This window comes from Bacillus sp. FJAT-27245 (assembly GCF_001273955.1).
In the GTDB taxonomy this organism is placed as follows: domain Bacteria; phylum Bacillota; class Bacilli; order Bacillales; family Cytobacillaceae; genus Bacillus_D.
In genome coordinates this window covers 3413320-3427280 of sequence record NZ_LIGI01000001.1, presented here as the reverse complement: position 1 = coordinate 3427280, position 13961 = coordinate 3413320, and the positions used below count along the sequence as shown (strand labels likewise).

Annotated in this window: 13 protein-coding genes; 6 read left to right on the top strand and 7 right to left on the bottom strand. The window is 48.6% G+C overall.

Annotation, left to right across the window (positions count from 1 at the left end):
* The first annotated feature begins 52 nt into the window (after window positions 1-52).
* The 4 genes from iolD to ADU24_RS16860 all read left to right on the top strand — a co-directional run bounded on the left by iolD (window position 53) and on the right by ADU24_RS16860 (window position 5025).
* Complete coding sequence (gene iolD, locus ADU24_RS16875) at window positions 53-1984, top strand: 3D-(3,5/4)-trihydroxycyclohexane-1,2-dione acylhydrolase (decyclizing) (RefSeq protein ID WP_053367713.1); 1932 nt, start codon at window positions 53-55, stop codon at window positions 1982-1984.
* A 135-nt stretch (window positions 1985-2119) separates the two neighbouring features.
* On the top strand, window positions 2120-2983 hold the full coding sequence (locus ADU24_RS16870) for an ROK family protein (protein ID WP_053367712.1): 864 nt from the start codon (window positions 2120-2122) through the stop codon (window positions 2981-2983).
* Between the two features lie 97 nt (window positions 2984-3080).
* The gene (locus ADU24_RS16865) at window positions 3081-3737 is read left to right on the top strand and encodes an HAD hydrolase-like protein (protein WP_053367711.1); all 657 of its coding nucleotides are present in this window, start codon (window positions 3081-3083) and stop codon (window positions 3735-3737) included.
* Window positions 3738-3933: 196 nt separating this feature from the next.
* Window positions 3934-5025 (top strand): transglutaminase domain-containing protein, encoded by a 1092-nt coding sequence (locus tag ADU24_RS16860; protein WP_053367710.1) that lies wholly within the window; start codon window positions 3934-3936, stop codon window positions 5023-5025.
* 441 nt (window positions 5026-5466) lie between these two features.
* On the opposite strand, the gene ADU24_RS16855 is transcribed toward ADU24_RS16860, so the two are convergent.
* From ADU24_RS16855 to garR, 7 genes are all read right to left on the bottom strand, one after another.
* On the bottom strand, window positions 5467-5919 hold the full coding sequence (locus ADU24_RS16855; RefSeq protein ID WP_231689631.1) for a GNAT family N-acetyltransferase: 453 nt from the start codon (window positions 5917-5919) through the stop codon (window positions 5467-5469).
* Window positions 5920-5988: 69 nt separating this feature from the next.
* Window positions 5989-6573 (bottom strand): hypothetical protein, encoded by a 585-nt coding sequence (locus ADU24_RS16850; protein WP_053367709.1) that lies wholly within the window; start codon window positions 6571-6573, stop codon window positions 5989-5991.
* Between the two features lie 83 nt (window positions 6574-6656).
* Window positions 6657-7160, bottom strand: a complete 504-nt coding sequence (locus ADU24_RS16845; RefSeq protein WP_053367708.1) for a DinB family protein — start codon at window positions 7158-7160, stop codon at window positions 6657-6659.
* A 242-nt stretch (window positions 7161-7402) separates the two neighbouring features.
* On the bottom strand, window positions 7403-7783 hold the full coding sequence (locus ADU24_RS16840; protein ID WP_053367707.1) for a hypothetical protein: 381 nt from the start codon (window positions 7781-7783) through the stop codon (window positions 7403-7405).
* A 237-nt stretch (window positions 7784-8020) separates the two neighbouring features.
* Window positions 8021-9364 carry a GntP family permease gene (locus tag ADU24_RS16835; protein ID WP_053367706.1) on the bottom strand — a complete coding sequence of 448 codons (1344 nt, stop codon included), beginning with the start codon at window positions 9362-9364 and terminating at the stop codon, window positions 8021-8023.
* A 134-nt stretch (window positions 9365-9498) separates the two neighbouring features.
* Window positions 9499-10932 (bottom strand): four-carbon acid sugar kinase family protein, encoded by a 1434-nt coding sequence (locus ADU24_RS16830; protein WP_053368978.1) that lies wholly within the window; start codon window positions 10930-10932, stop codon window positions 9499-9501.
* A gap of 58 nt (window positions 10933-10990) precedes the next feature.
* Complete coding sequence (garR, locus tag ADU24_RS16825) at window positions 10991-11893, bottom strand: 2-hydroxy-3-oxopropionate reductase (protein ID WP_053367705.1); 903 nt, start codon at window positions 11891-11893, stop codon at window positions 10991-10993.
* 262 nt (window positions 11894-12155) lie between these two features.
* On the opposite strand from garR, the gene ADU24_RS16820 reads away from it, so the two are divergent.
* Both ADU24_RS16820 and ADU24_RS16810 read left to right on the top strand, forming a co-directional pair.
* Window positions 12156-12773, top strand: coding sequence for a GntR family transcriptional regulator (locus ADU24_RS16820; RefSeq protein WP_053367704.1), 618 nt, complete (start codon window positions 12156-12158; stop codon window positions 12771-12773).
* Between the two features lie 364 nt (window positions 12774-13137).
* Window positions 13138-13929: a hypothetical protein gene (locus tag ADU24_RS16810; protein WP_053367702.1), complete on the top strand. Its 792-nt coding sequence runs from the start codon at window positions 13138-13140 to the stop codon at window positions 13927-13929.
* Window positions 13930-13961 lie beyond the last annotated feature (32 nt).

Genomic DNA, 13961 nt, shown 5'->3' with positions numbered 1-13961 from the left:
TCTGTCCGCTGTTTTTACTATGAGGAAAAGACATAAGGCAGGAAGTGATTTTATGAAAAAAGTACGGCTAACAACCGCGCAGGCGCTTGTGAAATTTATGGCCAATCAATATGTTGAATTTGATGGCCGGCAGGAGAAGTTTGTCAGGGGAGTCTTTACGATTTTTGGGCATGGAAATGTTCTCGGTTTGGGACAGGCGCTTGAAGAAGCTGGGGATTTGGAGGTTTTTCAGGGAAGGAACGAGCAGGGGATGGTACATGCCGCTGTTGCGTTTGCCAAACAGAAGCACCGCCGGCAGATTTTTGCCTGCACAGCTTCCGTCGGCCCCGGCTCTGCCAACATGATTACGGCAGCCGCAACGGCAACAGCGAATAATATTCCTGTTCTGCTGCTGCCCGGGGATACGTTTGCGTCAAGGCAGCCAGACCCTGTCCTGCAGCAAATCGAACAGATCCATGATGCATCGATTACCACGAACGATGCATTCCGCCCGGTGAGCAAATACTGGGACAGGATCAACCGACCCGAGCAACTCATGTCCGCGATGCTTAACGCATTCAGGGTATTAACAAATCCTTCTGAAACAGGCGCTGTCACCATCTCGCTCCCGCAGGATGTCCAGGGAGAAGCATTTGATTTCCCAGAGTCTTTTTTTGCAAAAAGGGTCCACCGGATTGAAAGGAAGGCGCCCACCAGGGAAGAGCTTAGCGATGCGGTACAGTTAATTACCGGAAAGAAAAAGCCACTTATTGTTTGCGGAGGCGGTGTCCGCTATTCCGAAGCGGGAATCACGCTGGCACAATTTGCCGAGGCGTTCAACATCCCGTTTGCAGAGACGCAGGCCGGGAAAAGCGCTGTTGTGAGTGGACATCCGCTTAATCTTGGCGGGATTGGCGTCACCGGAAATTCAGCTGCGAATTCGCTTGCCCGCGACGCGGATTTGGTTATCGGCATTGGAACAAGGTTTACTGATTTTACAACCGGCTCGAAGCGGCTTTTTGAAAACGAGGAAGTTGAATTTTTAACAATCAATGTGTCCGATTTCCATGCAAGCAAGCTTGATGCCGTGAAAATTGTCGCCGATGCGAAAACGGCTTTGGCCGCCCTAGCGGCTGTTTTGAAGGAAAGCGGTTACCAGTCGGGGTACACGGCGGAGATAAAGGAAGCGAAGAAAATGTGGGAACAGGAGCTGGAACGGCTTTATGCAATACAGTATTCAGGCTCCGGTTTCCAGCCCGAGGTTTCCGGCCATCTCGATGGGCCTTTGCCCGAATACAAGGAAGCGATTGGCTGCAGCCTGACCCAGACCGAGGTGATAGGTGAAATTAACGGGCTTCTTGATAAGGATGCCATCATTGTCGGCGCATCCGGAAGCCTGCCGGGGGACCTGCAGCGGATGTGGGTCGCGAACAGCGCCAATACGTACAACATGGAATACGGCTATTCATGCATGGGCTACGAAATCTCCGGCGCGCTTGGCGTGAAGCTTGCGGAACCTGATAAAGAGGTTTACTCGTTGGTGGGGGATGGCAGTTATCTGATGCTTCATTCGGAGCTGGTCACGAGCATCCAGGAAGGAAGGAAAATCAATGTCCTCCTTTTTGATAATGCCGGTTTTGGCTGCATCAATAACCTGCAAATGTCCAACGGCATGGGCAGTTTCGGCACGGAGTTCCGGAAGCGGGATGAGCAGACCGGAAAGCTCAACGGCCCGGTTTTGAAAATCGATTATGCGCAGTCTGCGGCAGGATATGGGGCAAAAACGTATTCTGTCCATACAATCGAGGAGCTGAGATTCGCATTGGAGGACGCCAAAAAGCAGGCTGTTTCTACCTTGCTCGATATTAAGGTCCTTCCGAAAACAATGACCAATGGCTATGGCGCCTGGTGGAATGTCGGAAATGCCGAAGTAGCCGAAAAAGAGGAATTCAAAACAGTTTACAAAAAGAATAAAGAGATGCGGAGTAAGGCAAGGGTATATTGAGTTTGGTTCTGATAGGACATGCGGGCGGATGGCTTTTTCCCTCCGCCTGTTTATAAAGAACGCGGCGGGGCTCGGGTGATGGCCATCCATCATTCCCCTGCCAGTATGAAGGTACTATCGTTTGGAGGGGTTTGCATGCTGGGAGCTATTGAAGCTGGGGGAACGAAATTTGTTTGCGCGGTTGGCGACGAAAATGGTGTGATTGCCGAACGGATTCAACTACCGACGACAACCCCTGGGGAAACCATGCCCCAAGTGCTCGATTTTTTCAAAAAATATGATTTAAAGGCAATTGGAATCGGGTCATTCGGCCCTATCGATGTTCTACCGGAGAGCCCGAGTTATGGCTGCATAACATCAACTCCGAAGACAGCCTGGAGGGACTATCCCTTTGTAAAAATCATGGTGGATGCTTTCGGAATTCCAATTGGCTTCAATACCGACGTCAATGTTGCTGCGCTGGGTGAGGCAACCCTCGGTGCTGCAAAAGGGCTTGACAGCTGCCTGTATATTACGGTCGGAACTGGCATTGGCGCAGGTGCGCTAGTCCACGGGAAGCTCCTACAAGGTCTTTCGCATCCTGAAATGGGCCATCTTTATGTAAGAAGGAGCCCGTTGGATGCCTACCATGGGAATTGCCCTTATCATCGGGACTGTCTTGAAGGCTTGGCGGCTGGCCCCGCGATTGAGGCGCGCTGGCAAGAAAAAGGCGTGAATCTTGTAGGGCGTGAAGAGGTCTGGGACCTTGAGGGCTACTATCTTGCCCAGGCCCTCTATTCCTATATACTCATTTTGTCCCCGAAGAAGATCATTCTTGGCGGAGGCGTGATGAAGCAAGAAGCAGTATTTGCTTCTATTTATAAGTACTTGGCGGAGCTAATGCAAGGGTATGTTGCCTTGCCGGAGCTTACCGACTATATTGTCAGCCCAGGCCTAGGAGACAATGCCGGAATCACAGGCGCCCTCATCCTCGCGAAGCAAGCCTTGGAGGGAAAGTGAGGCAGTGAAGCAGTGAAACAGGGGACGTATCCAGTGCTTCATTCGATTTTCGAATTGTGATGCAGTTGGAGGCTGAATTTTTGGAAGGTGATCGTGTATGAGGCCGGCAATTATTTTTGATATGGATGGCACGTTGTTTCAAACTAATTTGGTTCTGGAACCAGCATTGGAAGAGACGTTCTGCAAGTTAAGGGACAAGGGCTTTTGGCTAGGCGATACTCCACTAGCTAAATACCATGAAATCATGGGAGTTCCGCTTCCGGTTGTTTGGGAAACGCTGTGCCCGGGCTTTTCCCACGAAAAACGCGAGATGGCCAATGTGCTTTTTCATAAGCATCTTATCGATCTAATTGAAAATCATCACGGGGCTCTTTACCCGGATGTCGAATATGTCCTCGCAGAACTTAGCGGGAGGTTCAATTTGTACATCGCCAGCAATGGACAGAGCAATTATTTGCAGGCAATTACCGGGGCGTTCGGGTTGGAGCGGTTTATCAAAAAGACATACAGCATCGAGGAAATTCCCTCAGGGCATAAATCGGATTTGGCGAAAAAGGTCATTGATGAAAATGGCATTGTGGAAGGCGCGGTGGTTGGGGACAGATTATCTGACATCCGAGCAGCTAAAGATAACAAGCTCATCGCTGTAGGGGTCAACTTTGACTTTGCCCAGCCAGAAGAACTCGCACAAGCAGATAAAGTTATTAATTCCTTTACAGAACTCTTGGAACTATCAGTAGAATTGGTGAAATGAGCTGGGGACACAGGGGCCGGACCATTTGTTTCATTTTTTTAGTGAAACAGTAGATCCGTCCCTTGCTTTATTTTAATTCCCAATATTTTCTTCGTTTGATTTTACTATTATAATAGATTGAAGTATACGTTTTTTAGAGAAGATACAGATGGAGCGGAGTTTTTTCGGATGGCAATCTGAGGGGATGGGGGCTGGGATGCTTAAGAAACTGGCGAGGGTTGTTATTGTCGTTTTTGTTTTGGGTGCCGTGTGTTTGAGTTTTTCCGGGGGAAAAGTGAAGGCTGCACCAAAACCGGCGGCTTATCTGGGGGTCCCTGTCGTTGCCCATACGCCGCTAGAGCAGAAGGTTGCGCTGAATATGCTGGCTGGCAATACAAAGTTTTCGCTTACGGAATTCAAGGAAATCAAGGACATGGCGTACCTTGGCGATCGCGTAAATAAGGTTATTGCACAGAATCCGTTGATTCTCGGGGTGGTTAACTTTGGGTATCAATACACTTCAAAGACAAAAGTAATGACTGTACAGTATACCGAAAATGCCACGAGGATGAAGAAGAAGCAGCAGGCCATCATCGACCAGTCGAAAAGGATTTTGGACGCGGTGATTAAGCCGAAGATGACAGACAGGCAGAAGTTCAAGGCAATCTATGATTATTTGGATGCGAACGCGAAGTATGATTTTGAGGCTTTTGAAGAGAAAAACGGGACTTTGCGGGAAACCGACCCGAAGTATTGGACGGCTTACAATCCGTATGGGGTGCTTGTCGAGAAAAATGGGGTTTGCCAAAGTTATTCAGGAAGCTTTCAGCTTTTGAGCACTATGCTTGGGTTAAATTCGGTTGTTGTGACGGGAATGCTTTATGGCGGCGGGCATAGCTGGAACAAGGTGAAGCTGAATGGCCAGTGGGTCCACATCGACCCGACGAGCAACAGGACGAACAATGCAATTCCTTATATGCTATATGAAGCGAATGATGCATTTGCAAAATCGATGGGGTATGAGGAAGACAAGCTTTATTGGACGGACAAGGAGATTGGCATGTTCGCTTCGACGGGCAAGTTAAATGATTACTATATTCAAAACAAGCTCGTCGCCGGCAGTTTGGGGGAGTTAAAGGTTAAAATTGCGGAAGCCAGGAATCGAAATTTGGACTTTGCATACATACGCACCGAGCAGAAATTCTCCTCTAATCAGGTGTTTGCTGTGCTAAGGGAAGTGACGCTCCTCAGCAAAGTGAGCATGATTTCATCGGGGAATGGGAAGTATATGGCGTTGCGGTTGAAGTGAAGCAGGGGCGAGTCCTCTGCTTCATTTTTGTTTGGTTAGATGGAGAACTGCTGACTAATTTTCCGCAAGACCATGTTAAACCAGCCATTTACAAAGTCCTTCCTTAGGATTTAGAACTATTAATGCCAATTAAGCTAGTAATAATGCCGAATGGGATCCGATTAATGCCAATTAAGCTAATAATAATGCCGAATGGGATCCGATTAATGCCAAGTAACCTATTAATAATGCCGATTTGGGCCATAATAATGCCAAACTAGTAACTATTTAATCCTAATCTAGATAGAAGATTCGAAAAGAGGCGAGTACTTCTTCAATCCGCTAAAGATAAGGTTAACAATCCGCCAGATACCAATTCTAATATGGCGGGCATTCATTCAGCCGAACCGAAACGTGTGCAGCCGTTTCTTGGTGCATGGGGCAATTTTTCCAAAAAGGGGATTAACCATCTTGGAGGTTCTTTTCGAGGATGATTTTGTGCTTGCCGTTTTTGTCGGTATAGGTTTCGATGATGTCGAAGCCGTTTTTGATGTTGAGAAGTAGCATGCTGCGCCATTTGTTCATTGTTTTGGTTTGGACGTATGTGTAGCCGTGTTGTTTGAGATAGTTGTGCTGTTGGTTCATTAGGGAAGCTGCAATTCCGTGGTTCCTGTATTCTGGAGCGACTCCGCCAAGCCAGCTGTAAAAATGGGTTTGACTTAATTCATAGCCGATTTTGTAGCCGACGAGTTTTTGGCCGTCGAGTGCGAAGTTGAAAAGCAGCTTGGGTTTATTGTGCATTTTGGCAAGCAGGTCATCGTTGCCCCCGAAGATGGAGTTGTGCAGGCGTTGGATGGCTTCCATTATAGTTGGGTTAGGGATGTTGTCGGTTGTAATATAGGTGATGTTGTTCAATGTGGTTCTCCTTCCAATGATTTTATATATAATAGCCTCCACTTGGGGAGTGGGGGCTATTTTTATCCTTCAATTCAAGTTATTATATGATTTAATTCTCCAGATAGGTTGTTCGATATTGTCTGAGTAATAACCTAGTAACTCGGTTACATGGCCTTTAGCCCACGTTAGGTCCTTTTGTGATAACCAGGCATATTCTTCTTGCTCATAAATGGCTTCTTGGATAAACGCTAGGTAATACTGGCAATTGGGATGGCGGGAAGTTTTAATATAGTTTTTTACCTTTTCAATATCTTCTTTAAAAGGGCCGTCATTCCAATGATTCTTGAACTTCATCTCTACAATTGCGAGGATATCAATAACAGAATCTTGAAGATGTTTATATTGCCCAGGATTTTCATCAAGTTTTACGATTGCCAAATCAGCCCGAATTCCATGCATAAAGAATTCTGTATAAATTCGGATGTTATTTTCTATTAAAAATTCATTTGGCAGTTTATTTCTAAGATGATGATAAAAGGCATTCTTCATGCTATCCTCTTTTAGTAAACTGAAATTACAATAATCTGAAAAGATTTCCAGAGACCACAGTTCCTTGATGGCTTGATCAATGATTTTTGAAATTTCAATGGCGCTATACGGTTTAGTTTGCATGAATGCAACTCCCAATTCAATTTAAATTCAAAGATCCAGCCTCCACACATGTGCGAAGGCTGGTTTTTTGTCGCGCGATATGATTACTGCGTAGGAGCTTCCATACCGAATTCCTGCCATTCTTCACGTGAAGGGCCGTAAACTCCTGGTACTCGGAGGCCGGCCTGGCGCATGAGAATGGTCATTTGCCCGCGGTGGTGGGTTTGGTGGCTGATCAAAATGGACAGGGTCAATCCGTTTGGCCATTGTTCGCCGTACATATCCTTCACTTCTTTGAGGGTTTCGTCGGTCCACTGTTCCTGGAGTGCGGCAATCATGGCGCTGCTTGCCTGGCGGTATCCGTCGGCGATTTCCTTCGCGGTGCCCGGGACCTTGCTTTCGTGCTCAGCTGCTTCAAATTGAAGGCCGGTGCGGGACATCATTTCGTGCAGGGATGTGACGATGTGCCAGGCCAGCTGGCCGAGCGTCCTGTGGTCCTGGGCGACTTGCTGGTTCAAGGATTCGTCTGTCAGGGCGTCCATTATTTTTTGCGTGGACTGTCCTTCGTGCTTCCAGGTTTGAATGAATTCTTCAATGGTACGAAACATGTGTATTCCTCCTCGTTTTTGGTCTCCTCTTTAGAGTTCGCCTTTTGCAGGGAAAATCCTTTGATGGATTAACGGAACTTTTGTCGACGGCCGGGAGGGGAATGAGAACAGTGCGGCGAAAATACGAACAGTGCCTGTCACTCCTCGAAAAATCTTGTTTCACGAGGAGCGGGGCTTTTGTGCTTTCCTTTTAGTTGGGGAAGGGAGCGGCTTTTAATGAATTACTGGGGGTGTATCCTTCATCACTTCCTTGTTCCAAAAAACATTTCGATATCAATAGAGCTGGAGATGTAGTATTCCTTTGTTAACACGTTGCCTGTATCGGTGAAGATAGGTACCTCCAATTTCTGCCCCTCTTTTTCGAAAAGAAGCATGCCAGCCGGTCCTTTTTCAAATTCTAGTTCATGTGCATTTTTTCTTTTGGCTTCATTAATTTGTTCAATAAGAACTTCGATTTTCTTTTTATCCTTTAGCATTGCAATTTTTTCGTACTCATTGGCATCATTTATTTTATAAAAGGTGACTTGGTCAAAATCGTGGACAACGATTTTTATGCCTGAACATGAAGCAAGCAGTGTTAGGATTAAAACAGTGAGCGACAAAAGAAACAGGTGTTTTTTCATTTGCGGCTTCCCCCTTAAGGAACCTTCTTAAAATTACTGACGAAACCACAGAATCGTTGGTTTCGCTGCAATTTTAAAAAAAGCAAAAGGTCCGCCCAGAGCTTTATTTCAAATAGCTAAATCACTAAATCGACCCGGGATTCCAAAACTGAAGCAGTAGATCCGTCCCCAGTTTCACAGCAACAAAAAAACCACCCTGCCACAGTAATTGGCAGGGTGGTTTCGTGAATCAATTTTTTACAGCCCAGGAAGGATTCCTGAGAATAGGCTGAGGATGAAGACGCAGGTGAGTGCTGTGAGTCCTGCGATGAATCCGCCGATGGTCCAGGCTTTGAGTGTTTGCGGGATGGTGAGTTTCCCGAAACGGTTGACTACCCAGAAGCCGGAGTCGTTTGGCAGGGACAGGCCGATACCGCCGGCGCAGATTGCCAGGCCAAGCAAGATTGGGGACACGCCAAGGTCGGCTGTCATTGGTCCTAGAATGCTTGATGTTGTGACAAGTGCGACGGTTGCAGAGCCGAGTGATGCGCGAAGAATCTGCGAGAAAATGAATGCAAGCAGCAGGACCGGAATGCTCCAGCTTTGCATCGAGGCAATCAGGTATTCGCCGACTCCGCTCTTGTTGATGACGGCTCCGAACGCGCCACCAGCACCCGTGATTAGGATGATGATACCGGCGGAGTTGATTGCTTCGGAATACAGTCTGTCATAAGGAATCGAAATATATGGCTTTAATAGAATAAGAGCTGCAACAACACTGATGAAAAGGGCGATATTTTTTTCACCGACAAAGCCAAGGACGCTTGCCAGGGTAGTGCCCGGGAACGCAAGCTGAGATACGGTGTTTACTAGAATCAGGATGATCGGCAGGCCAAGCATGAAAAAGCTGAGGCCGGTGCTGATTTCCTTCTTTGGCGCGTCTGCCGGATTCATTTCCACTTCTTCAATGTCGCCGGAGTGCTGGACGCGTTTTCCGATGAACAGGCCGTACAAATAGCCGCCGACGAGCGTTGCCGGGATTGAAACGAGAATGCCGTACAGGATGAACAGACCAAGGTCGGCTTTTGTGTTTTCCGCGACGACAAGCGGCCCCGGTGTCGGAGCGACCATGTTATGGGAGACAATCAGCCCAACGCCTAGCGCGGTAACAAATGTGACAACGGACAGGCCGGTTCTTTTCGAAAGGCTTTTGATCAGCCCGCTCAGGATAACGAACGCGGCATCGAAGAAAACCGGGATTGAGACAACAGTTCCTGTAAGGCCGAGGCCAGCAGGAGATCGCTTAACGCCGAAAGCTCTCAGGACAGCTCCGGCAATTTTTTCAACGGCACCGGATGCACCGAGGAATTGCCCGAAGATGACGCCAAGGCCGATGAGGATTCCGACGCCGGTCATCGTGTTTCCGAAGCCCTGGGTGACGGTAGAAGCAACTTCCTTCAAAGGCATACCGATTGCAAGCGCTGTCGCGAATGCGACGCCAATCAGCGACAGGAACGGTTCAACCTTCAATTTTAAAATAAGGAAGAACAGCGCGCCCAACGCCAGCAAAAACACCAAAATTAACATACTGCCAGTAACCATTTTCTTTCCCCCTTTGTGTATGAAACATTATGTAACCGGCAGGCAAGCCCCCTATATGGCAACTGCCGGAAATTACCGTGTGTGAATTGGTTCCGCTGATAGTTTCCGTAAATCCGGTAACTGCCGTGAGTAAATCATTTCCCCTCTAACGTTAACACGACGTCCTTCAAGGTCGAGACAGCACCGACATTTCCTGGGAAAATTACGTATGGAATGAACGGGAAGGTGCTTTCCTCGCCCGTTTTCCATACCGGGATTCCCGGGGCGATTTGGCCGGCGACGGTCGCGCGCTTGACGCAGAGCCCTTTTGTGCCGACATCGCTTGAGGTGATGCCCCCTTTGGCGATTAAGTAATTCGGGCGGATGGAGAAGTCGCGGACGATGCTCGTGACCGCGTCGGAAATTTTCACCGACAGCTTCAGCTCCTCTTCCTCCATCCCCTCGCCAAGGTCGAGGCGCTTTCTTTTTGTAAAAATAACCGTTGATTTGCCCGCCGCCACCATTTTTTCTGCTTCAAGGCGGACGCGCTCGGTTTCTTCTCGGAATGCTCCCTCATCTAAAACAAGATGCGCGTCAAACTCGATGAAGTGAAGCGAATCGACTTTCCGCAGCTCATTCAGCTGGTCGGTCGTTTTTTGAACGTGCGAACCGACGATGACAAGGCCGCCAGTAGCGGCATCTTCGGTGATCAGCTCTTCCCGGGTAAGGAGCGGTCGCGAGCTGATGTCTCCGATCACTTTTGTAAATGCAGCCGCTGTACGGAAGGTGAACCGTTTGCCGTTTTGGAGCGCTGTGATGAGTGCGGTCGCAAACACTCTGACATCTTCTTCCTCGACGGCGTTGACCACAATTTTCCCAAAATCACGAACTTGCATTAGTTGAGCGGCAATCGCATCGAGCTCCATGTTGCGCAGGCTGTCGAGCGAAATGTAAAGGATGTCTTCCTTCTTGTAGCGGCCTTCCGTTTTCTCCTCGATCCAGGCGCCGAGGTGGCTTGAACGGTAGCCGAACGTGCGGTCCCTGGCGAATTCGGTTTCGCCCGCCGGAACGAGCGTGTCGTTTTGCAGGACGTAATGGATGTTGTCGATGGTGAGTCGGCCGCCTTCTTTAAAGAACGGAAGAAGCACTTCACCGTCGATTTTCGTGTTGGCGGATTGTTCGATCGTCTCCTTTAGCACTTCGGTTTCGAGCGGATAGTGCCCGCGGAGGGTTGAGTCGCCGCGGCTGATCAGGATGTACGGCCTGTTGAATTTCTTTGCAGCCTTTTCGGCCCGTTCGGCGATTTCGGCGTGGACCGTGCGGGTTTCGTCGGCGGTGAACGCCCGTGAGTTCGTCAGGATGAAGAACATCTGGKTTTCTTCGCGGAAACCTTGCTCGATCGTGTCCTCGTTCCAGTCGGTGTAGACGGAAACGCCGTGGACGGTCTGGACGCCGGTCGGGTCGTCGTCGAGAACGATGATTTTATGGGTGAATCCGGGCCTTACTTTTGCCCAAGCCTCCTGGACGTTTTGCTGGCTGACGGCAGGGATGGAGGCAAGGACTTCATGAATGTTTCTTGGCATAATCATGGTGGATTCTTCATGGGTATTTCTCAGATTCGCCATGTTCATTTCTTGTTGGATTTCTCTAGGCTTCGTCATGTTGATCGCCCTTTATTTGAAAATTGGCCAGCTTTTCGTAAAACTGGACGAGGCCGCCGTGGTCATCGGCCGCTTTGCCGTCAGCCTTCATCGAGTGGAACATTTCGAGCACCTGGCTAGTAAGCGGAAGCGGGACGCCGAGCGCGTGCGCGGTATCCATGACATTGGTCAGGTCTTTGGCGTTAATGTCGATACGCCCGCCGGCGACGAAATTGCGCTCAAGGATGAGCGGAACCTTCGTGTCGAGGACAGCGCTCCCGGCAAGGCCGCCGCGGATTGCTTCGTACATTTTCCGGATGTCGATCCCGGCCTTGGCGGCGAGGATGAGCGCTTCGGACATGGCCGCGATGTTGACGTTCACCATAATCTGGTTCGCAAGTTTCGCGGTTGCGCCGCATCCGTTGTCGCCGACGAGGGTGATGTCCTTGCCCATTTTTTCAAGAGCAGGTTTGACCTTGCTGAAAGTTTCTTCCTTCCCGCCTGCCATGATTGCGAGCGTGCCATCGATGGCTTTCGGTTCGCCGCCGCTTACAGGTGCGTCAATCATTTCGAGGCCTTTTTCAGCAAGTGCGTCTGCGATTTCCTTTGATGCGACAGGAGAGATGGAGCTCATGTCGACAACGATGGCGCCTTCCTTTGCCCCGTGGATGACACCGCTTTCACCGAGGACGACGCTTTTTACATGGCCACCGTTTGGCAGCATTGTGAAGATGATGTTGCTGTTCTGGCCGACTTCCATTGGGGTCGCTGCAGGTTTTGCGCCTTGTTTGGCGAGCTGTTGGACAGCCTCCTCGTTAATGTCAAAGACGGTTACCTCGTACCCGCCACGCAAAAGATTGAGTGTCATTGGCTTTCCCATGATTCCGAGACCGATAAATCCCAGCTTCATAAAAACTCCTCCTTCTATGTTGTAAAACGCTTTCATTTTGCTTCTTGTCACTGATTGTACACAATTATATTAATTTTGTATACAATTATTTTTTATTTGTATACAAAAAGTTTTTGCTTTATATTGGCAGGTGGTCGTTCTATACTTTAGAAGAAAGCTGGCCGGAAGTGGTGAGTTTTTTTAAAAAAAGGGAACTTTTCACTAAAAATCCAAGGTGCCTTGAAAAAAATGGACTCAACAATAAAGTAGGAGAGTCGATACGATGATGAAAAAAACGCAGCAGCATGCATATTTGCAGACATATGAATATTTACGGGATAAAATCCTGCACGGGGAGCTTGAGCGGGGGACAAAATTGACCGAGGAGAAGCTGGCGCAGGAATTGGGCGTGAGCCGGACGCCGATCCGCGAGTCGATTCGCCGGCTTGAGCAGGAAGGGCTCGTCAAGCAAAAGCGGGTCGTGAATCCGACGGAAACGGATTTGCGGAATTTGTTCCAGGTGAGGATTTTGCTTGAAGGGTTTGCAGCGAAATCGGCGGCAACCTACATGGGTGAAATGGATTTAAAAAAGCTTGAGGAGTGTGTGCGGGTGGGCAGGACCGGAACGCCGGACGAAATTATGAAAGCGAACGAAAGCTTTCACGACATCATCGTCCGCTCGACGAACAACCCGGTCATGGTCGACACGATTGAACGGATGCAGGCAATCATCTACCTATTCAGGAAAACGGTTGTCTACCACAACCGACCATTCCTCATCGATGAACATCAATACATTTATGAAGCTATCCTCAACCGCCAAGCCGACGAAGCCGAACGCCTCATGAAAGAACACCTCCAAGCCGACCTGGATTTCTGCCTCCACGTCCTTGCACAGTAACGGATGGGGAGAGGGAATTGGAGAAAATGCGAACAGTACCTGTCACGCCTCGAATTTTCTTGTTTCACAAATGTGTTTCACAGTGGGATATGCGAACAGACCCACCCGAAAAATCTTGTCTCACGGGCAGTAGGGTGGATTTAGCACTTCACTGGATTAGAGACCTAGCAGGGGGAAGCAAGGAGCATAATGTTGTTCATTTAGTGTTGATAGATTTTTTACAGGTAGCTGCTCTATGGGGTTTTTTACGAAAACCCGGTGGGGGAGCTTTTTTTATAAAAAACCGTTTTGTTGGAAGGATTTAGAAGTTTTGTGAGTAATATATAGGTAATGAATTTTTTTAAAAGCGCATGAGGGGGATGGCATGTTTATAAGAAAGAGGTTGTTGTTTCTGTATTTTGCTGTGGCGGCGCTTTTGGTTGTGGCAATGATGGTGGCGGGCAATCCCGCGTTTAGCAAGGATAGAGAAATCAGGCTTGAGTTTGCGGACAATTTCATCAGCTATGTGATCGATGATGAAAATGGAGCAGTGTTGAATCTCTTTGCGGTTCAGGAAGTTAGGGAAAAGAATGTGAATCTGGAAGAATTGGTAACCTCTGTCCGGTTTGCGAATCCGAGTATCGAGGTTGTGGACTTTAAAGTGGATGCCGGGATGGTCCACAAGGGATACAAATTGGTGAACTTCAGGGTGACGGCGCGGGTCGTGGGCGATGAACTGGAGCGGGAAAATAAACTGAAGATTTGGTTCGGCAATGGGAAGACGGCGACCTACAGATTTGGGGAGCTGGCCGTGCAAAACGGTTCTGGTTTCGAGAAGGGACATTTTGTGCCAACAGGGAGCTATACGGCAGCGTATCCGTCGGCTGGTTTGGATGTGCAGCTTAAAAATACGTCTGGACAGGAAACGGCCGGGTTGGAGATTGAAGATTTATCGGGAGAGATCTCGCATGAGTTTGCAGATGGTTATAAAATACGGCCTGGTGAGACTGGGCATATTAAGGTTAAGGGTTTCGGAGAGACGGAGTATGATTTTACGATGATCACACCAATTTTTACGTACAGCCTGGCAGGGGAGGAATACCGCTACAACATGCCTGGCGTGCTATATGGAGTTATGCTCTCGGATCAGGAGAAGATTAATAGGATTATTGAATAGTGAAAGGAGGCCTGCGATTGGGTAGCAGGCCT